Genomic DNA, 18,724 nt, shown 5'->3' on the forward strand with positions numbered 1-18,724 from the left:
CAACGGTTTCACGTTCCGCGGCTAGCGCTCGGCGAAGGAGGGCTCCCACGCCGTGACGCGCGGGATCCAGCGCGGCACATGCCTGCGGTACACGGCGTAGTCCTGGCCGAAGCGGCGGCGCAGGTGCGGTTCTTCGACGAACCGGATCGCGATCAGCACCGCAGTGAAGAAGAACACGAACCAGCCGAACAGCCACGGCGAAGCCCAGGCGACGGCCGTGCCGAGCTGGATGCAGAACACCGCCGTCATCATCGGATTGCGCACATGCCGGTACGGGCCGGTGACAACCAGGTTGACCGGCGACCCGATGGCCAGGGTGCCCTCGCCCACACGGTCGAACAACACCACGGTCCACCCCAGCATGAAGAGCCCGAACGCGATCAGCAGCCCACCGACGATCGCCATCAGAACCCCCAGGGCGCTGTCGAGATCGGGTGCCCCGAGACCGGTCGCCACCGCGATCAGCGCGGGAATGAAAATCGTCATCGTTGCCGGTGCGACCAGGACCGAGAGCAGGTGCCGCCACCAGAGCCGTCGCTTCGCCATTGCCGAACCCTCCTTCTTCAACAGTTGCTGAAGAACGACGCTACGCCCCGACCCCGGCAGAGGTCAACACGTGTTGAAGTACGCTTTCCCGTTATGGCGGAGACCCGCAGGACCGGCCGCTGGCGCACTGGTCAGCAGAACAAGCAGCGCATCCTCGAGGTGGCGCGCGAGCACTTCCGGAGGGGCTACGACCACGCCACCGTGCGCGGCATCGCCGGCGACGCCGGGGTCGACGTCGCGATGGTTTACTACTTCTTCGGCAACAAGGAAGGCCTGTTCAACGCGGCCGTCATCGACATCCCCGAACATCCGCTGCACCAGCTGGCGACCTTGCTCGACGACGGGCCCGAGCAAGTCGGCGCCCGTCTGGTCCGCCGGTTCGTCGAGCGCTGGGACGAGGGCGACACCTTCGAACCGCTGTTGACCGTGTGGCGGTCGGCCGCCGATCAGCCCCGAGCCAGAAAGCTGCTGTACGACACCCTGGCCGGACCGGTCGCGCAACGGGTCGCCACGGAGTTCGGCGTCGACGATGCGGTGCTGCGGGTGGAACTGGTGACCGTGCACCTGATGGGGCTGGCATTCGCGCGGTATCAGCTGCGGATCGAGCCGATCACGTCGGTCGACGTCGACACGCTGGTGGCCTGGATCGGCCCGACCGTGCAGCGGTATCTGACCGGTTCGATCGCGGAACCAGACCGCTGATCGCGCCGTTGTGCACCTATGAGTATTCCGCCATACGAACCGCCGCAGGCCCCGCCGCCCGCCAGCGGTGCCACCACCCTGCGGTGCCCGAAGTGCGCGGGCATGATGAAGACCTACGAGCGCAACGGCATCCACCTGGAGCAGTGCGACACCTGTCGCGGCATCTTCCTCGACTTCGGTGAACTCGAGGCGCTCACCCAGTTGGAGAACCGGTTCGTGCAGGCGCCGCCGCCACCACCTCCGCCGCAGCCCGGTTACGGCTACGGCCCCGGCTGGGGGCACCGCGGCAACAAGTACTACCGCAGACAGGGCTTCGGCAGGCTGTTCTTCTCCAGCTAGCGCATCCGCGCACACGCATCGCGCAGCAGTTCGTCCTCCGGGTGATAGGCGGCGGCGCAGATGACCGCGGTGCGCGCGACCGGTTCGAGCACCGGCCACGGATCGCCGTCTGGCACCGCCGGCCCGCCCGCCCCGCGATAGGCGTCGAGAAACGTCGCCCAGTCGTCGTCGGGGATCAGCCCCGCCGCCCAGAAGCCGGCCGGCCGGGCCAGATCCCACGCCGGGTCACCGACACCCATGTCGTCGACGTCGATCAGCAGCCACGGCCGGTCAGGGGCGCGACGCCCGAGTTGGCCGAGATGCCAGTCGCCGTGCACCAGCGTCGCCGGCCGATCGGCCGATCCGGCGCGCCAGGAGACGTCGGGCAGTCCGGCCGCGGCGCGCCGGACGGTGAGATCGGCGGAACGCCGCAGCGTTCGACGGAGCCGCTGCGGCCATCCGTGGGGCGGCAGCCGGCGGGGCACGGTTTCGCGATGCAGCGCCGCGAGTAGCCGGCCGGCGTCCGGCCACGGAAGGCAATCCGGTTCTGGGACAACGGTTTGCACCCGGGGCCATCGGGTGCGCCAGCGGGTGCCGACGCGTTCGGGCGCGGTGTCCAGCGGCGAGAGCACCGAGTCCGACTGCGCGGCCAGGGCCAGCCGCGCGGCCAGCTGCCGCGGGTCGGTTTCCGGCCGGTGCAGCTTGTAGACCACGTCACCCTCGAAGGTGATCTGCGCACCGGAGCGGGTCTGCACCCCTCGACGGTATTACCGCTTCGGTACCCGAAGGCGGGTGGTCACGCCGATGCGGTTCCACGCGTTGATGGTGAGCGCCATCGCGATCACCTGGGCCAGTTCACGTTCGGAGAACACCGCCGCCGCCCTGGCGTACACCTCGTCGGAGACATTCCGACGGGTGAGGTCGGTGATCTCCTCGGTCAACGCCAGCGCGGCCTGCTCCTGTTCGGTGTAGACGCCCTCGGCCTCCTCCCACGCCGGCAGCAGCGTGAGCTTCTGCTCGGGGATGCCGCGCTTGCGCGCGTCGGCGGTGTGCATGTCGAGGCAGAACGCGCAGTGGTTCATCTGCGACGCGCGGATCTTGATCAGCTCGGCCAGGTCCGGATCGATGTCCTTGGCCGCGGCGCTGTTCAGCACGAGCATCGCCTCGTACACCTCCGGCGACACCTCGTTCAGGTTGATACGACGAACTTTCTCGATGGTGGTCATGTCCTCCACGCTAGTGCGTAAAGGCCCACCTACATGGTTCAATAACGAAGTGGTTTCATGGGCCAATACCGGTACCCGCGACCTTCACCTGGACCTGGGACAGGCCATCACCCCGGGCATGCGGGGGGCGCGGGAGTTGCTGCTCACGGCGCTGCGTGACGCGGTACGCAACGGGCGGCTGGCGCCCGGCACGATGTTGCCGCCGTCGCGCAGCCTGGCCGTCGATCTCGGGCTTGCCCGCAACACCGTCGCCGAGGCCTACGCCCAACTGGTCGCCGAAGGCTGGCTGGCCTCCCGGCAGGGCGCGGGCACTTGGGTGGTCGGCGCGCCGGGGGCGCAGGCGCCTGCCCGGCAGCGCGGCGCGCGGGTCGTGCCGAGGCACAACCTGATGCCCGGTTCGCCCGACGTCGCGGAATTTCCGCGCAACGAATGGGTCGCGTCGACGCGTCGGGCGCTGGGCGCGGCGCCGACCGAGGCGTTGCGGATGGGCGATCCGCGCGGACGGCCGGAACTGCGCGAAGCGCTGGCCGAGTATCTGGCGCGGGTGCGCGGGGTTCGCACCTCGCCGGAGTCGATCGTGATCTGTGCCGGCGTCCGCCACGGCGTGGAGATCCTGACCCGGGTGTTTCGCGGAGACCGCCCGATCGCCGTAGAAGCCTACGGGCTGTTCATCTTTCGCGATGTCATCGCGGCGATGGGGATGGCCACGGCGCCGATCGGCGTTGACGAGCACGGCGCGCTCGTCGGTGAACTCGACGCGCTCGACGCGCCCGCAGTGCTGCTCACCCCGGCGCATCACAGCCCGTTCGGCATGCCGCTGCATCCGTCGCGGCGCATGGCGGTGGTCGACTGGGCGCAACGCACCGACGGCTACATCTTCGACGACGACTACGACGGCGAATTCCGCTACGACCGCCAGCCCGTGGGCGCGCTGCAGGGTCTGTGCCCGGAGCGGGTGGTGTACCTCGGCTCGGCGAGCAAGAGCTTGTCGCCGGCGTTGCGACTGGGCTGGATGTCGTTGCCCGCCGCGCTCATCGAGCCGGCCATCGCCGCGGCAGGCGGATCCCAGTTCTACGTCGACTCGGTCTCGCAGCTGACGATGGCCGACTTCATCGCCAGCGGCGGATACGACAAGCACATCCGGCGCATGCGCCTGCGCTACCGGCGCCGCCGCGACGCGCTGGTCGAGGCGCTGCAGCCGTTTCGCATCACTGTCCGCGGCCTCAACGCAGGGCTCAACCTGCTGCTGGGCCTACCCGACGGTGCCGAACCGGAGGTGCTGCGCCGCGCGAGCGACGCCGGTATCGCGCTGGAGGGGCTGTCGCTGATGCGTCACCCAATCGCCGGACCGGACGTGGCGCGGCCCGACGGCGTCATCGTCGGGTTCGGCACCCCCGCCGAGCACGCGTTCCCCGCGGCGGTACGGGCCCTGTGCGACGTGCTGGAGTCGAGCGGGCTGCGGCGCTGACGCGCGGCGGATCGAGCCGACCGTGCGGTTTCGTCCGCGACACGCCGAGCCGGGCGGATGAGACCGCACAATCGCGGCTGCCCAGGGCTGTGCCGATCCGCGAGCACGGCCGCGCCGTAAGCTGCTGCGGTGGCCGAGCCCCCTATGCAGCCGACCCTGACGCTGGGCACCCAGATGTGGCGGTTCATTGTCACCGGTGGTTTCTCGGCGATCGTCGACTTCGGTCTGTACGTGGTTCTGCTCATGGTCGGGCTGCACGTGAACGTGGCCAAGACCATCGGCTTCATCGCGGGCACGACGACCGCGTACCTGATCAACCGGCGCTGGACGTTTCAGGCGCCGCCCAGCACCGCGCGCTTCATCGCGGTGTGCGCGCTCTACACGGTGACCTACGCGGCGCAGGTGGGCATCAACTACCTGCTCTACATGGCGTGGGACGACAAACCGTGGCGGGTGCCCGTCGCGTTCGTCATCGCCCAGGGCACCGCGACGGTGATCAACTTCGTCGTCCAGCGCGCGGTGATCTTCCGGCTGCGCTGAGGCGGCGCCCCACCTGCGGATCGAGACTGCGCACAGATCGCGATTTCGCGTGATTTCGCGATCTGTGCGCAGTCTCGGCGCCGGCACCAATGCGAAGTGGTGGGCTTTTCGGCTGAACAGGGACGGGCGGGCCGCACGGTACCCTCGTCACGATGTTCGAGACCACCACGCAGCGCCTGACCGGGTGGGGCCGCACCGCCCCGTCGGTGGCCCAGGTGTTGTCGACGCCGGATGTCGAGGTCATCGCGCAAGCGGTGGCGACGACGGGCCAGCGCGGTGTCATCGCCCGGGGGCTTGGCCGCTCCTACGGCGACAACGCCCAGAACGGCGGCGGCCTGGTGATCGACATGACCGCGCTGAACCGGATCCACTCCATCGTCGCCGAAACCCGCATGGTCGACGTCGACGCGGGCGTGAGCTTGGACACGCTGATGAAGGCGGCGTTGCCGTTCGGGCTGTGGGTGCCGGTGCTTCCGGGCACCAGGCAGGTCACCGTCGGCGGGGCGATCGCCTGTGACATCCACGGCAAGAACCATCACAGCGCGGGCAGTTTCGGCAACCACGTCCGCTCAATCGACCTGCTGACCGCCGACGGTGAGATCCGATCGCTGACGCCCGACGGGCCCGACAGCGAACTGTTCTGGGCGACCGTCGGCGGAAACGGTTTGACCGGCATCATCCTGCGCGCCACGATCGAGATGACGCCGACGGAGACCGCGTATTTCATCGCCGACGGCGACGTCACCGCAAGCCTGGACGAGACGATCGAATTCCACAGCGACGGCAGCGAGGACAACTACACCTACTCCAGCGCGTGGTTCGACGCGATCAGCCCGCCGCCGAAGCTGGGCAGGGCGGCGATCTCCCGCGGCTCGCTGGCCCGGCTGGACCAGCTACCGGCCAAGCTGCAGCGCAATCCGCTGAAATTCGATGCGCCGCAACTACTTACGTTTCCCGACATCTTTCCCAACGGCCTGGCCAACAAGTACACGTTCGGGCCGATCGGGGAGCTGTGGTACCGCAAGTCGGGTACCTACCGCGGCAAGATCCAGAACCTCACGCAGTTCTATCACCCGCTGGACATGCTCGGCGAATGGAACCGCGCCTACGGGCGCGCGGGCTTCACCCAGTACCAGTTCGTGGTGCCCACCCAGGCGGTCGACGAGTTCAAGCGGATCATCGTCGATATCCAGCGCTCCGGGCACTATTCTTTCCTCAACGTGTTCAAGCTGTTCGGGCCGGGAAACCAAGCGCCGCTGAGCTTCCCGATCCCCGGCTGGAACGTCTGCGTGGACTTCCCGGTCAAACCGGGACTGGGCGAGTTCCTGAACAGCCTCGACCGGCGGGTGCTGGAGTTCGGCGGCCGGCTCTACACCGCCAAGGATTCCCGCACCACCGCCGAGACTTTTCACGCCATGTACCCGCGAATCGACGAGTGGATCTCCGTGCGCCGCAAGGTCGATCCCGAAGGTGTGTTCGCATCCGACATGGCCCGACGTTTGGAGCTGCTGTAAATGGTGCGCACTCATGGTCATTGACGCGGTGGGCAACCCCCAGACCATCCTGCTGCTCGGCGGCACGTCCGAGATCGGGCTGGCCATCTGCGAGCGCTATCTGCGCGATGCGCCGGCACGCATCATCCTGGCCGAACTGCCCGGCCACCCGCGCCTGGAGGCCGCCGTCGCACAGCTCGAGGCCGCAGGCGCCAAGTCTGTCGAGGTGCTCGATTTCGACGCCCTCGACACCGAAAGCCACCCCAGGGTGATCGACGCGGCGTGGCGCGGCGGTGATGTCGACGTCGCGATCGTGGCGTTCGGTCTGCTCGGCGACGCCGAGGAGCTGTGGCAGAACCAGCGCAAGGCCGTGCAGATCGCCGGAATCAACTACACCGCAGCGGTTTCGGTGGGCGTGCTGATCGGCGAGAAGATGCGCGCGCAGGGCTTCGGCCGCATCATCGCGATGAGCTCGGCGGCCGGAGAGCGGGTGCGCCGGTCCAACTTCGTGTACGGCTCCACCAAGGCCGGCCTCGACGGGTTCTACCTCGGGCTCGGCGAGGCGTTGCGCGAGTACGGTGTTCAGGTGTTGGTCATCCGGCCCGGCCAGGTGCGCACCCGCACCACCATCGAGCACTGGAAGGCCACCGGCACCAAGGAAGCACCGTTCACCGTCGACAAGGAAGACGTCGCCGAACTGGCGGTCACCGCATCAGCCAAGGGCAAGGAACTGGTATGGGCACCGGGGGTGTTCAGGTACGTGATGATGGTGTTGCGGCACATCCCCCGCCCCATCTTCCGCAAGCTCCCCATCTGATGCGCGGCGCACTGGCCACGCCGATGAAGGTCATCGGTCAGCTGGCGGGCGCCGCGGCCGTGGCGATCGTCATCGCGGTGGTCTCGCTGATCGCGATATCGCGGGTCGACTGGCCGGCGTACAACTCGTCGAATCAGCTGCATGCGCTGACCACCGTCGGCCAAGTCGGTTGTCTGGCAGGGCTGTTCGCGTCGGGCTGGGTGTGGCGGCGCGGCAGGCGGTGGCTGGCGTGGATCGGTGCGACGGGGTTTCTGTCGGCGTTCTCGGTCGTCACGCTGGCGATGCCGCTGGGCGCCACCAAGCTTTACCTGCACGGCATCTCGGTCGACCAGCAGTTCCGCACCGAGTACCTGACCCGGTTCACCGACACCGCCGCGTTGCACGACATGACCTACTACGGTCTGCCGCCGTTCTATCCGCCGGGCTGGTTCTGGATCGGTGGGCGGCTCGCCGACCTGACCGGCATCCCCGGCTGGGAGATGTTCAAACCGTGGGCGATCATCTCCATCACCGTCGCGATCACCGCCGCGTTCGTGTTGTGGGCCGCGATGATTCGCTTCGAGTACGCGCTGATCGTCGCGACGGCCACCGCCGCGGCGACGCTCGCCTACGCACCGGCCGAACCGTACGCCGCCATGATCACCGCGCTGCTGCCGCCGGTGTTCGTGCTGGCCTGGTCGGGGCTGCGGGGCGCGACCAGGGGAGGTGGCTGGGCCGCGGTGATCGGCGTCGGCATCTTCCTCGGCGTCACCGCGCTGTTCTACACCCTGCTGTTCGTGTTCGCCGCGTTCACGTTGGCGATCATGGCTTTCGTCCTGGCGGTCGCGCGTCGCCGCGTCGAACCGCTGCTGCGGCTGGTCGCCATCGGCGCGCTCTCCGGCGCCATCGCGCTGATCGGCTGGGGCCCGTGGCTGGCCGCCGCGATCAAGGGTGAGCCCGCCGATTCGGGCACCGCCCAGCACTATCTGCCGTCGGTGGGCGCGGAGCTCGAGTTCCCGATGCTGCACTTCACGCTGCTGGGCGCGCTGTGCATGCTGGGCACGCTGTGGCTGGTGTGGCGGGCCCGGTCGTCCACCCGCGCCGGCGCGCTGGCGATCGCCGTGCTGGCCGTCTACGCCTGGTCGCTGCTATCGATGCTGACCACCCTGGCCGGCACCACGCTGCTGTCGTTCCGGCTCAACCCGACGCTGACCGTGCTGCTGGCCGCCGCGGGCGCGTTCGGCTTCCTGGAGGTCGCCCGCGCCGCGGCGGCCCGGGCGAAACCCGAGAACACCAAGCGCGTCGTCGCCGCGGCCGCCACCATCGGCGCCATCGGCGCGGTGACCTACAGCCAGGACATCCCCGATGTGCTGCGCCCCGACATCGCCGTGGCCTACACCGACACCGACGGCTACGGACAACGTGCCGACCGGCGGCCGCCGGGCTCGGAGCGCTACTACCGCGAGATCGACGCGAAGATCCGCGAAGTGACCGGCCTGCCGCGCGACGAGACCGTGGTGATGACCGCCGACTACAGCTTCCTGTCGTACTACCCCTACTACGGGTTCCAGGGGCTGACGTCGCACTACGCCAACCCCCTCGCACAGTTCGAGAAGCGCGCCGAGGCGATCGAGGGCTGGGCCATGCTCACCGACGCCGACGAGTTCATCGAGTCGCTCGACCGGCTGCCGTGGAAGCCGCCGACGGTGTTCCTGATGCGCCGCGGCGCCGACGACACCTACACGCTGCGGCTGGCCTCCGACGTCTACCCCAACCAGCCCAACGTGCGCCGCTACCACGTCGCCCTCGACGAGGCCCTGTTCGACGATCCGCGCTTCGACGTCGCTGAGATCGGACCGTTCGTGCTGGCCATCCGCCTGCCCAATTACGATCAAGCCCCGTGACTGGCCAAGTCGGGGCGAACCATCGGACCGCGCGGCTGATCGCCGTCGTCGCCGGTCTGCTCGGCGCGGCGCTGGCGATCGCGACCCCGCTGCTGCCGGTCAAGCAGACCACCGCGGAGCTGAACTGGCCCCAGGACGGCGTGCTGCAGAGCGTCAACGCGCCGCTGATCGGGTACGTGGCGACCGATCTGACGATCACCGTGCCGTGCCGCGCGGCCGCCGGGCTGGCCGGTCCGGACAACGAGGGCCGCACGGTGTTGTTGTCGACGGTGCCCAAGCAGGCGCCCAAGGCCGTCGACCGCGGCCTGCTCATCGAGCGGGTCAACAGCGACCTGCTCGTCATCGTGCGCAACACCCCGGTGGTCAGCGCGCCCATGGCCCAGGTGCTCAGCCCGCAGTGCGAACGCCTGGTCTTCACCGCGCACGCCGACAAGGTCACCGGCGAGTTCGTGGGCTTGGTCAAGGGACCCGACAGCGACGACCCCGGCGCGCCGCTGAGCGGGGAACGCGGCGGCTACGACTTCCGCCCGCAGATCGTCGGCGTCTTCACCGACCTTTCCGGGCCCGCGCCGCCCGGCCTGGAGTTCTCGGCCACCGTCGACTCGCGCTACAGCAGTTCACCGACGCTGCTGAAGCTGCTGGTGATGATCCTCGGCGTCGCGATGACGATCATCGCGCTCGGCGCCCTGCACGTGCTCGACACCGCCGACGGCCGCAAGGTCAAGCGCTTCCTGCCGCCGCGCTGGTGGTCGTTCCGGCCGCTGGACGGGGTGGTCACCGCGGTGCTGGTGTGGTGGCACTTCGTCGGCGCCAACACCGCCGACGACGGCTACATCCTCACCATGGCCAGGGTGTCGGAGCACGCCGGCTACATGGCCAACTACTACCGCTGGTTCGGCACCCCCGAGGCCCCGTTCGGCTGGTACTACGACCTGCTGGCGCTGTGGTCACACGTCAGCACCCACAGCGTGTGGATGCGGCTGCCCACCCTGGTGATGGCACTGGTCTGCTGGTGGCTGATCAGCCGCGAGGTGATCCCGCGCCTCGGCAACGCCGTCAAGACCAGCGGCGCCGCGGCGTGGACGGCCGCGGGCCTGTTCCTGGCGTTCTGGCTGCCCCTGAACAACGGGCTGCGCCCCGAGCCGATCATCGCGCTCGGCATCCTGCTCACCTGGTGCTCGGTGGAACGCGGGGTGGCCACCAGCCGGCTGCTGCCGGTGGCGGTCGCGATCATCATCGGCGCGCTGACGCTGTTCTCCGGGCCGACGGGCATCGCCGCGGTCGGCGCACTGCTGGTCGCCGTGGGGCCGCTGAAGACGATCGTGGCGGCCCACACCTCGCGGTTCGGCTACCTGGCGCTGCTGGCGCCGATCCTGGCCGCGGCCACGGTGACGATCATCTTGATCTTCCGCGACCAGACGCTGATCGGCGAGTTGCAGGCCAGCACGTTCAAGTCGGCTGTGGGGCCCAGCCTGTCCTGGTTCGACGAACACATCCGCTACTCACGGCTGTTCACCAGCAGCCCCGACGGTTCGGTGGCCCGCCGGTTCGCGGTACTGACACTGCTGCTGGCGCTGGCCATCTCGGTGGCGATGGCGTTGCGTAAGTTCAGGATTCCCGGCACCGCGCTCGGCCCGAGCCGGCGCATCGTGGGCATCACGATCATCTCGTTCCTGGCGTTGATGTTCACCCCGACCAAGTGGACCCACCACTTCGGGGTGTTCGCCGGGCTGGCCGGATCGCTGGGCGCACTGGCCGCCGTCGCCGTCGGCGCCGCGGCGATGCGCTCGCGGCGCAACCGGTCGGTGTTCACCGCGGCCGTGCTGTTCGTCACGGCGCTGTCGTTCGCCACGGTCAACGGCTGGTGGTATGTCTCCAATTTCGGTGTGCCGTGGTCGAATGCGTTCCCGGAGTGGAAGTTCGGCTTCACCACCATCCTGCTCGGGTTCTCGGTGATCGCGCTGTTGGTGGCGGCCTGGTTCCACTTCTCCGGCCGTGACCAGGCGCCGCCCGGCGAACCGCGCGGCTGGCAGCGAATCGTGCAGGCGCCGTTGGCGATCGCCACCTGGGCGCTGGTGGCGTTCGAGGTGCTGTCGCTGACGCTGGCGATGATCGGCCAGTATCCGGCGTGGAGCGTGGGCCGGTCCAACCTCGAGGCGCTGACCGGCAAGACGTGCGGTATGGCCGAAGACGTGCTCGTCGAGCAGGACGCCAACGCAGGCATGCTGGCGCCGGTCGACAGCACGATCGCCGACGCGCTCGGCGCGGGCACCTCGGAGGGCTTCGGCCCCAACGGAATTCCGTCTGACCTGTCCGCCGACGAGGTGATGGGCGGTCCTGGCACCGCGACCAACTTCGCCGACAGCCCCGAGAGCGACGACGCCGGCTCCGAGTCCGGCACCGAAGGCGGCACCACCGCCGCGGCGGGAATCAACGGGTCACGCGCGCGGCTGCCGTTCGAGCTGGACCCGGCCACCACCCCGGTGATGGGCAGCTGGCGCAGCGGCACGCAACAGCCGGCGTCGCTGCGCTCGGCGTGGTACCGGCTGCCGTCCCGGGACCAGGCCGGTCCCCTGCTGGTGGTGTCGGCGGCCGGGCGCTTCGATCCGGGCGAGGTCGTCGTGCAGTGGGGCACCGACGACCAGGCCGACAGCGACGAGGCGGCGGGCAGCGTCGCGATGGGCGACGTCGGCGCCTCCCCGGCCTGGCGCAACCTGCGGGTGCCGCTGGATGCCATTCCCGACGACGCCACCCGGGTGCGGCTGGTCGCCACCGACGACGACCTCAACCCCGAGCACTGGATCGCGATCACCCCGCCGCGCATCGCCGAACTGCGCACCCTGCAGGACGTCGTCGGGTCCACCGACCCGGTGCTGCTGGACTGGCTGGTGGGCATGGCGTTCCCCTGCCAGCGGCCGTTCGACCACCAATACGGCGTCATCGAGGTGCCGAAGTGGCGGATCATGCCCGACCGGTTCGGCGCCGAGGCCAACTCGCCGGTGATGGACAACCTCGGCGGCGGCCCGCTCGGCATCACCGAGCTGCTGGTGCGCGCCACCACGGTGCCGTCGTACATGTCCGACGACTGGTTGCGCGACTGGGGCGCCCTGCAGAAGCTGACCCCCTACTATCCGGACGCGGAGCCGGCACGCATCGACCTCGGCTCGGCGACGCGTAGCGGGCTGTGGAGCCCGGCGCCGCTGCGTCATTAGTTTCGTCGCCTACCATCGACCCTCGTGCCCAGCGACCCCGCCCACCGTCTCGCGCGCCTGATCGCGGCCGTCGCGGGCATCGCGGGAGTGTTGCTGTGCGGGGTGGCGCCGCTGCTGCCGGTGAATCAGACCACCGCCACCATCCTGTGGCCGCAAGCCTCGGGCCCCGACGGACTCGTCACCGACATCACCGCCCCGTTGGTGTCGGGTGCGCCGCTCGCGCTCGACATCTCGGTCCCCTGCCAGGCCGTCGCGACCCTGCCCGACGACGGCGGGCTGGTCATCTCCACCGTGCCGCCCGCAGGCATCGACGCCAGCCGCAACGGGCTGTTCGTCCGGGCCACCGCCGACGTCGTCGTCGTCGCGGTGCGTGACTCGGTCGCCGCGGTCGCCCCTCGGCCCGCGGTGGAGTCCGGGGCGTGCGACACCTTGCACGTCTGGGCCGACCCCGGCCAGGTCGGCGCCGACTTCGTCGGCATCCCCGGCGCCGCCGGCACGCTCGCCGCCGACAAGAAGCCGCAGGTCGCCGGGGTGTTCACCGAGCTGGAGGTGACGGCACAGGAAGGGTTGTCGGCACGCATCGACGTCGACACCCGCTTTATCAGCTCCCCGACCACCCTCAAGCTGGCCGTGATGGTGCTCGGCGTGCTCTGCGTGCTCGCGTCGATCGTGGCGCTGGCGGTACTGGACCGCCGCTCCGGTCGTCGGGTGCCCCGCGGATGGCGACGGTTCTGGCGGGTCGGGTTCTGGCATTGGGTGGCCGACGTAGGCGTGATCGGCACGCTGCTGCTCTGGCACCTGATCGGGGCGATCTCCTCCGACGACGGCTACAACCTGACGATCGCGCGCGTGGCGGACGAGGCGGGCTACACCGTGAACTACTTCCGCTACTTCGGCGCCACGGAGGCCCCGTTCGACTGGTATCAGTCGGTGCTGGCACAGCTGGCCGCGGTCAGCACGGCGGGGGTGTGGATGCGGCTGCCCGCGACGGCCGCCGCGGTGGGCACCTGGCTGCTGATCAGCCGCTGCGTGCTGCCGCGGCTGGGCCCCGGCACCGCGGGGTTGGCGGGCAACCGGGTGGCGGTGTGGACGGCCGGTGCGGTGTTCCTGGCCGCGTGGCTGCCGTTCAACAACGGGCTGCGGCCCGAACCGCTCATCGCGTTCGGCGTGGTCGCGGCCTGGGTCCTGGTCGAGAACGCCATCGGCACCCGGCGGCTGTGGCCGGCGGCGCTGGCCGTGGTCGTGGCGGTGTTCAGCGTGACGCTGGCCCCGCAGGGCCTGATCGCGCTGGCGCCGCTGCTCGTCGGTGCCCGCGCGATCGCCCGGTCCATCCAGGCGCGGCGCCCGGTGGACGGCCTGCTGGCCCCGCTAGCCGCGTTGGCGGCGTCGGCCGCGTTGATCTTCGTCGTGGTCTTCCGGGATCAGACGCTGGCCACCGTCGCGGAGGCGGCCCGCATCAAGTACAAGGTCGGCCCGACCATCGCGTGGTATCAGGAGTTCCTGCGCTACTACTTCCTCACCGTCGAGGACAGCGTCGACTCGTCGCTGACCCGCCGCTTCGCCGTGCTGGTGATGATGCTGTGTCTGTTCGGCATGCTCGCGGTGCTGCTGCGCCGCAGCCGGGTGCCGGGGATGGCGCGGGGCCCGGTGTGGCGGTTGATCGGGGTGACGGCGGTCGGGCTGCTGCTGCTGACCTTCACGCCGACGAAGTGGGCGGTGCAGTTCGGGGTGTTCGCGGGCCTGGCGGGCGCGCTCGGGGCCGTCACCGCGTTCGCGTTCGCCCGGGTCGGGCTGCACAGCCGCCGCAACCTGGCGCTGTACGTCACCGCGCTGCTGTTCGTATTGGCTTGGGCCACATCGGGTATCAACGGCTGGTTCTATGTCGGCAACTACGGGGTGCCGTGGTTCGACAAGCAGCCGGTGCTGGCCGGTATCCCGGTGTTGATGATCTTCCTGGTCCTGGCGATCGCGACCGGCCTGCTGTCGGCGTGGTTGCACTTCCGCATCGACTACGCCGGGCACACCGAGGTCGCCGACACCCGCCGCAACCGGGTGCTGGCCTCCACGCCGTTGCTGGTGGTGGCGGTCATCATGGTGGTGCTCGAGGTCGGTTCGATGGCCAAGGGCGCCGTGCAGCGCTATCCCGTCTACACCACCGCCAAGGCGAACCTGGCGGCATTGACGTCCGGACTTTCGGAGACAAGCTGCGCGATGGCCGACGACGTGCTGGTGGAGCGCGACACCAATGCCGGTCTGCTGGAGCCGGTTCCGGGTCAGCGGTTCGGTCGCTACGGCCCACTCGGCGGCGAGGATCCGGTCGGATTCGACCCCAACGGCGTCAGCGACACGCTCGAACCCGCGGAACCGGTCACCGCCAACCCCGGGCTGGTCAACTCCGACGGCTCGCCGAACGAGCCCAACGTCGGCATCGGCTACGCCGCGGGCACCGGCGGCGGATACGGCCCCGAGGGCATCAACGGGTCACGGGTGTTCCTGCCGTTCGGGCTCGACCCCGCTCGCACTCCGGTGATGGGCAGCTACGACCAGAACGATGTCGCCGCCAAGGTCACCTCGGCGTGGTACCAGCTGCCGTTCAATGCCGGTGAGCGACCTTCCGATCGGCCGCTGGTGACCGTCGCGGCGGCCGGTGCCATCTGGTACTACGAGGAGGACGGTTCGTTCAACTACGGGCAGTCGCTGAAGCTGCAGTGGGGCATTCACCGCCCCGACGGCAGCTACGAGGCGCTCAACGAGGTGCAGCCGATCGACATCTTCCCCCAGAAGGCCTGGCGCAACTTGCGATTCCCGTTGTCGTGGGCGCCGCCGGAGGCCAATGTCGCGCGGATCGTCGCCGACGATCCGAACCTGTCCGAGGATCAGTGGTTCGCGTTCACGCCGCCGCGGGTCCCGGTGCTCGAGACCGCCCAGCAGTTCCTGGGCTCGCAGACCCCGGTGCTGATGGACATCGCGACGGCCGCGAACTTCCCGTGCCAGCGCCCGTTCTCGCAGCACCTCGGGATCGCCGAACTGCCCGAGTACCGCATCCTGCCCAACTTCAAGCAGGTGGTGTCCTCGTCGAACATGTGGCAGTCGGCGCAGGACGGCGGCCCGTTCCTGTTCATCCAGGCGTTGCTGCGCACCTCGACGATTCCGTCGTATCTGCGCGATGACTGGTACCGCGACTGGGGTTCGATCGAACGTTACGACCGGGTGGTGCCCGCGTCGGAGGCGCCCGATGCCGCCGTCGAACAGGGCACGCAACGCGTCTTCGGATGGAGCCGCAACGGACCGATCAGGGCCCTGCCATGACCGCGACCCTGGCCCGTGACGTCGGCCGTGACGTCAAGATCGCCCGCTGGGTGGCGACCGTCGCCGGCCTGCTCGGCTTCGTGCTGTCGCTCGCCACGCCGCTGCTGCCGGTGGTGCAGACCACGGCGACGTTGAACTGGCCCCAACACGGTCAGGTCAACAACGTGACGGCGCCGCTGATCTCGCTGACCCCGGTGTCGATGACCGCGACGGTGCCGTGCGAGGTGATCCGTTCGATGCCGCCGTCGGGCGGACTGGTGTTCGGCACCGCGCCGCCCGACGGTAAGCAGGCCAGGCTGCAGTCGCTGTTCGTCGACGTGACCGAGGACCGGGTCGACATCACCGACCGCAACGTCGTGGTGGCCAGTGTGCCTCGCGCGCAAGCGGAGTCGGACGCCTGCCAGCGCATCGAGATCACCTCGACCGAAGCGGGCACGTTCGCGACGTTCGTCGGGCTGACCAAGGCCGACGGGTCCGAACAGCGCAGCGGATTCGCCGACCCGAACCTGCGCCCCCAGATCGTCGGCGTCTTCACCGAGTTGACCGGGCCGGCACCGCCCGGGTTGACCGTGTCGGCCACGATCGACACCCGGTTCTCCTCGAAGCCAACACCTTTGAAGCTGGCCGCGATGGTGCTGGCGATCCTCTCCACCGTGATCGCGCTGCTGGCGTTGTGGCGGCTGGACCGCCTCGACGGGCGGCGGATGCACCGGTTGATCCCGCAGCGGTGGCGCACCTTCACCGCCACCGATGTCACCGTCGTCGGCGGGTTCCTGGTGTGGCACGTCATCGGGGCCAACTCGTCGGACGACGGCTACATCCTCGGCATGGCCCGCGTCGCCGGGCACGCCGGCTACATGTCGAACTACTTCCGCTGGTTCGGCAGCCCCGAGGACCCGTTCGGCTGGTACTACAACCTGCTGGCGATGATGACCGGCGTCAGCGACGCCAGCATCTGGATCCGGCTGCCCGACCTGGTGTGCGGAATCGTCTGCTGGCTCTTGCTGTCTCGGGAAGTGCTGCCCCGGCTGGGCCCGACGGTGGCGGCCAGCAAGCCCGCGCTGTGGGCGGCCGGCCTGGTGCTGCTGGCGGCATGGATGCCGTTCAACAACGGCCTGCGTCCCGAGGGGCAGATCGCCACCGGCGCGCTGATCACCTACGTGCTGATCGAACGCGCGATCATCTCGGGCCGATTGACGCCCGCCGCGTTGGCGACGCTGACCGCGGCGTTCACGCTCGGCATTCAGCCGACCGGGCTGATCGCGGTCGCCGCGCTGCTCGCGGGCGGCCGCCCGATCCTGCGAATCCTGGTGCGGCGCCGTCGTCTCGTCGGCACCTGGCCGCTGGTCGCGCCGATTCTGGCCGCGGGCACCATCATCCTGACGGTCGTCTTCTTCGACCAGACCCTCGCGACCGTGCTCGAGGCGACCAGGATCCGCACGGACGTCGGGCCGAACCAGGAGTGGTACACCGAGAACCTGCGGTACTACTACCTGATCCTGCCGACGGTCGACGGGTCGCTGTCGCGGCGGTTCGGGTTCCTGATCACCGCGCTGTCGCTGTTCGTGTCGATGTTCATCATGATGCGCCGCAAGCGAATTCCCGGTGTGGCGCGGGGCCCGGCCTGGCGGTTGATGGGCGTCATCTTCGGCACGATCTTCTTCCTGATGTTCACCCCGACCAAGTGGGTGCACCACTTCGGGTTGTTCGCCGCGGTGGGCGCGGCCATGGCGGCGTTGGCGACGGTGCTGGTGTCGCCCGCGGTGCTGCGCTGGTCGCGCAACCGGATGGCGGTGCTGGCCGCGGTGTTCTTCCTGCTGGCGCTGTGCTTCGCCACCACCAACGGCTGGTGGTACGTGTCGAGTTTCGGGGTGCCGTTCAACAACGACATGCCCGCGATCGGCGGGGTCACGATCAGCACGATCTTCTTCGCGCTGTTCGCGATCACCGCGCTGTACGCGATGTGGCTGCACTTCGCGCCCCGCGACCGCGGCGAGGGCCGCATCGCGCGGGCGTTGACCGCCGCGCCGATCCCGGTCACCGCCGGGTTCATGGTGGTGGTGTTCGTCGGTTCGATGCTGGTGGGTGCGATCCGCCAGTACCCCACCTACTCCAACGCCTGGGCGAACCTGCGGGCCTTCGTCGGCGGCTGCGGGCTGGCCGACGACGTGCTGGTCGAACCCGATCCCAACGAAGGGTTCCTGACCCCGCTGCCCGGCGACTACGGCCCGCTGGGCCCGCTGGGCGGCGTCGACCCGGTGGGATTCACCCCGGATGGAGTGCCGGAAAAGATTGTCGCGGAAGCGATCCGGGTGAACCTGCCGATGCCAGGTACCGACTACGACTGGGACCACCCCACCGAGCTCGACACTCCCGGCGTCAACGGCTCGACGGTGCCGCTGCCGTATCAGCTCGACCCGGCAAGGGTGCCGCTGGCCGGCAGTTACGTGACCGGCCCGCAGCAGGAGAGCAGGTTGACGTCGGCATGGTACGAGCTGCCGCCACCGAACGACGCGCATCCGCTGGTGGTCGTCACCGCCGCGGGCACCATCACCGGCGACAGCGTGTTCAACGCGCGCACCGAGGGCGAGACCGTCGAACTCGAGTACGCGGTCGCGGGCCCGGACGGCAGCCCGGTGCCGGCGGGCCGGCTGGTGCCCTACGACCTCGGCCCCATCCCGTCGTGGCGCAATCTGCGATTCCCCCGCGCCGACATCCCCGACGACGCGGTCGCGGTCCGCATTGTGGCCGAGGACGTTTCGCTGACGCCGGGTGACTGGGTGGCCGTGACCCCGCCGCGGGTGCCGGAGCTGCGGTCGGTCCAGGAGTACGTCGGCTCCGAGCAGCCGGTGCTGATGGACTGGGCGGTCGGGCTGGCGTTCCCGTGTCAGCAGCCGATGCTGCACGCCAACGGCGTCACCGACATCCCCAAGTTCCGGATCACGCCGGATTACAACGCCAAACGCAAGGACACCGACACCTGGCAGGACGGCCTCAACGGCGGGCTGCTCGGCGTGACGGATCTGCTGTTGCGCGCGCACGTGATGGCGACGTACCTGTCGAAGGACTGGGGCCGCGACTGGGGCTCGCTGCGCAAGTTCGAGCCCACGCCCGATGCACGCACGGCCGAACCGGCCGAACTCGAACTGGGCACCACCACACACAGCGGGCTGTACTCGCCTGGCCACATCCGGATCAAGCCGTAGGTTC

13 protein-coding genes are annotated in these 18,724 nt (G+C 69.4%); 10 read left to right on the forward strand and 3 right to left on the reverse strand.

From position 1 onward, the window contains the following. Positions 1-21 precede the first annotated feature (21 nt). Positions 22-546: a methyltransferase family protein gene (locus tag MELE44368_RS03740; protein WP_128107257.1), complete on the reverse strand. Its 525-nt coding sequence runs from the start codon at positions 544-546 to the stop codon at positions 22-24. A gap of 93 nt (positions 547-639) precedes the next feature. Here MELE44368_RS03740 and MELE44368_RS03745 point away from each other — a divergent pair, with 93 nt between their 5' ends. Further along, complete coding sequence (locus tag MELE44368_RS03745) at positions 640-1,248, forward strand: TetR/AcrR family transcriptional regulator (protein WP_128107258.1); 609 nt, start codon at positions 640-642, stop codon at positions 1,246-1,248. 18 nt (positions 1,249-1,266) lie between these two features. Beyond that, a complete protein-coding gene (locus MELE44368_RS03750; RefSeq protein ID WP_064891239.1) occupies positions 1,267-1,587 on the forward strand; it encodes a TFIIB-type zinc ribbon-containing protein in 321 nt (106 codons plus the stop codon). On the opposite strand, the gene MELE44368_RS03755 is transcribed toward MELE44368_RS03750, so the two are convergent. Then, positions 1,584-2,321 (reverse strand): phosphotransferase family protein, encoded by a 738-nt coding sequence (locus MELE44368_RS03755; RefSeq protein ID WP_128107259.1) that lies wholly within the window; start codon positions 2,319-2,321, stop codon positions 1,584-1,586. The two genes, MELE44368_RS03750 and MELE44368_RS03755, sit on opposite strands and share 4 nt — an antisense overlap. 12 nt (positions 2,322-2,333) lie before the next feature. Next, positions 2,334-2,792, reverse strand: a complete 459-nt coding sequence (locus MELE44368_RS03760) for a carboxymuconolactone decarboxylase family protein (protein ID WP_046750776.1) — start codon at positions 2,790-2,792, stop codon at positions 2,334-2,336. A 49-nt stretch (positions 2,793-2,841) separates the two neighbouring features. Here MELE44368_RS03760 and pdxR point away from each other — a divergent pair, with 49 nt between their 5' ends. The 8 genes from pdxR (at position 2,842) to MELE44368_RS03800 (ending at position 18,720) form a co-directional block, all read left to right on the forward strand. Further along, positions 2,842-4,260 carry a MocR-like pyridoxine biosynthesis transcription factor PdxR gene (gene pdxR, locus MELE44368_RS03765; RefSeq protein ID WP_241566465.1) on the forward strand — a complete coding sequence of 473 codons (1,419 nt, stop codon included), beginning with the start codon at positions 2,842-2,844 and terminating at the stop codon, positions 4,258-4,260. A gap of 144 nt (positions 4,261-4,404) precedes the next feature. After that, complete coding sequence (locus tag MELE44368_RS03770) at positions 4,405-4,800, forward strand: GtrA family protein (protein WP_128107334.1); 396 nt, start codon at positions 4,405-4,407, stop codon at positions 4,798-4,800. A 152-nt stretch (positions 4,801-4,952) separates the two neighbouring features. Further along, positions 4,953-6,314 (forward strand): decaprenylphosphoryl-beta-D-ribose oxidase, encoded by a 1,362-nt coding sequence (locus tag MELE44368_RS03775; RefSeq protein ID WP_128107261.1) that lies wholly within the window; start codon positions 4,953-4,955, stop codon positions 6,312-6,314. A gap of 13 nt (positions 6,315-6,327) precedes the next feature. Further along, entirely contained in the window at positions 6,328-7,110 is a 783-nt protein-coding gene (locus MELE44368_RS03780) for a decaprenylphospho-beta-D-erythro-pentofuranosid-2-ulose 2-reductase (RefSeq protein ID WP_128107262.1), read from the forward strand. Then, positions 7,110-8,993, forward strand: coding sequence for a galactan 5-O-arabinofuranosyltransferase (locus MELE44368_RS03785; protein ID WP_128107263.1), 1,884 nt, complete (start codon positions 7,110-7,112; stop codon positions 8,991-8,993). Before MELE44368_RS03780 ends, MELE44368_RS03785 begins: the two co-directional genes overlap by 1 nt. After that, positions 8,990-12,205: an arabinosyltransferase domain-containing protein gene (locus MELE44368_RS03790; protein ID WP_128107264.1), complete on the forward strand. Its 3,216-nt coding sequence runs from the start codon at positions 8,990-8,992 to the stop codon at positions 12,203-12,205. Before MELE44368_RS03785 ends, MELE44368_RS03790 begins: the two co-directional genes overlap by 4 nt. Before the next feature lie 24 nt (positions 12,206-12,229). Next, the gene (locus tag MELE44368_RS03795; RefSeq protein ID WP_128107265.1) at positions 12,230-15,514 is read left to right on the forward strand and encodes an arabinosyltransferase domain-containing protein; all 3,285 of its coding nucleotides are present in this window, start codon (positions 12,230-12,232) and stop codon (positions 15,512-15,514) included. Continuing rightward, positions 15,511-18,720: an arabinosyltransferase domain-containing protein gene (locus MELE44368_RS03800; RefSeq protein WP_128107266.1), complete on the forward strand. Its 3,210-nt coding sequence runs from the start codon at positions 15,511-15,513 to the stop codon at positions 18,718-18,720. The genes MELE44368_RS03795 and MELE44368_RS03800 overlap by 4 nt, the downstream gene beginning before the upstream one ends. The last annotated feature ends 4 nt before the right edge of the window (positions 18,721-18,724 follow it).

The sequence above is a fragment of the Mycolicibacterium elephantis DSM 44368 genome (assembly GCF_004014805.1).
GTDB classification, from domain to species: Bacteria; Actinomycetota; Actinomycetes; order Mycobacteriales; family Mycobacteriaceae; genus Mycobacterium; species Mycobacterium elephantis.

Excerpts from the sequence above, each read along its gene's own strand:
- MELE44368_RS03740 (WP_128107257.1), bottom strand. The coding sequence starts at position 546 with ATGGCGAAGCGACGGCTCTGGTGGCGGCACCTGCTCTCGGTCCTGGTC.
- MELE44368_RS03745 (WP_128107258.1), top strand. The coding sequence starts at position 640 with ATGGCGGAGACCCGCAGGACCGGCCGCTGGCGCACTGGTCAGCAGAAC.
- MELE44368_RS03750 (WP_064891239.1), top strand. The coding sequence starts at position 1,267 with ATGAGTATTCCGCCATACGAACCGCCGCAGGCCCCGCCGCCCGCCAGC.
- MELE44368_RS03760 (WP_046750776.1), bottom strand. The coding sequence starts at position 2,792 with ATGACCACCATCGAGAAAGTTCGTCGTATCAACCTGAACGAGGTGTCG.
- MELE44368_RS03770 (WP_128107334.1), top strand. The coding sequence starts at position 4,405 with ATGCAGCCGACCCTGACGCTGGGCACCCAGATGTGGCGGTTCATTGTC.
- MELE44368_RS03775 (WP_128107261.1), top strand. The coding sequence starts at position 4,953 with ATGTTCGAGACCACCACGCAGCGCCTGACCGGGTGGGGCCGCACCGCC.
- MELE44368_RS03780 (WP_128107262.1), top strand. The coding sequence starts at position 6,328 with ATGGTCATTGACGCGGTGGGCAACCCCCAGACCATCCTGCTGCTCGGC.
- MELE44368_RS03785 (WP_128107263.1), top strand. The coding sequence starts at position 7,110 with ATGCGCGGCGCACTGGCCACGCCGATGAAGGTCATCGGTCAGCTGGCG.
- MELE44368_RS03800 (WP_128107266.1), top strand. The coding sequence starts at position 15,511 with ATGACCGCGACCCTGGCCCGTGACGTCGGCCGTGACGTCAAGATCGCC.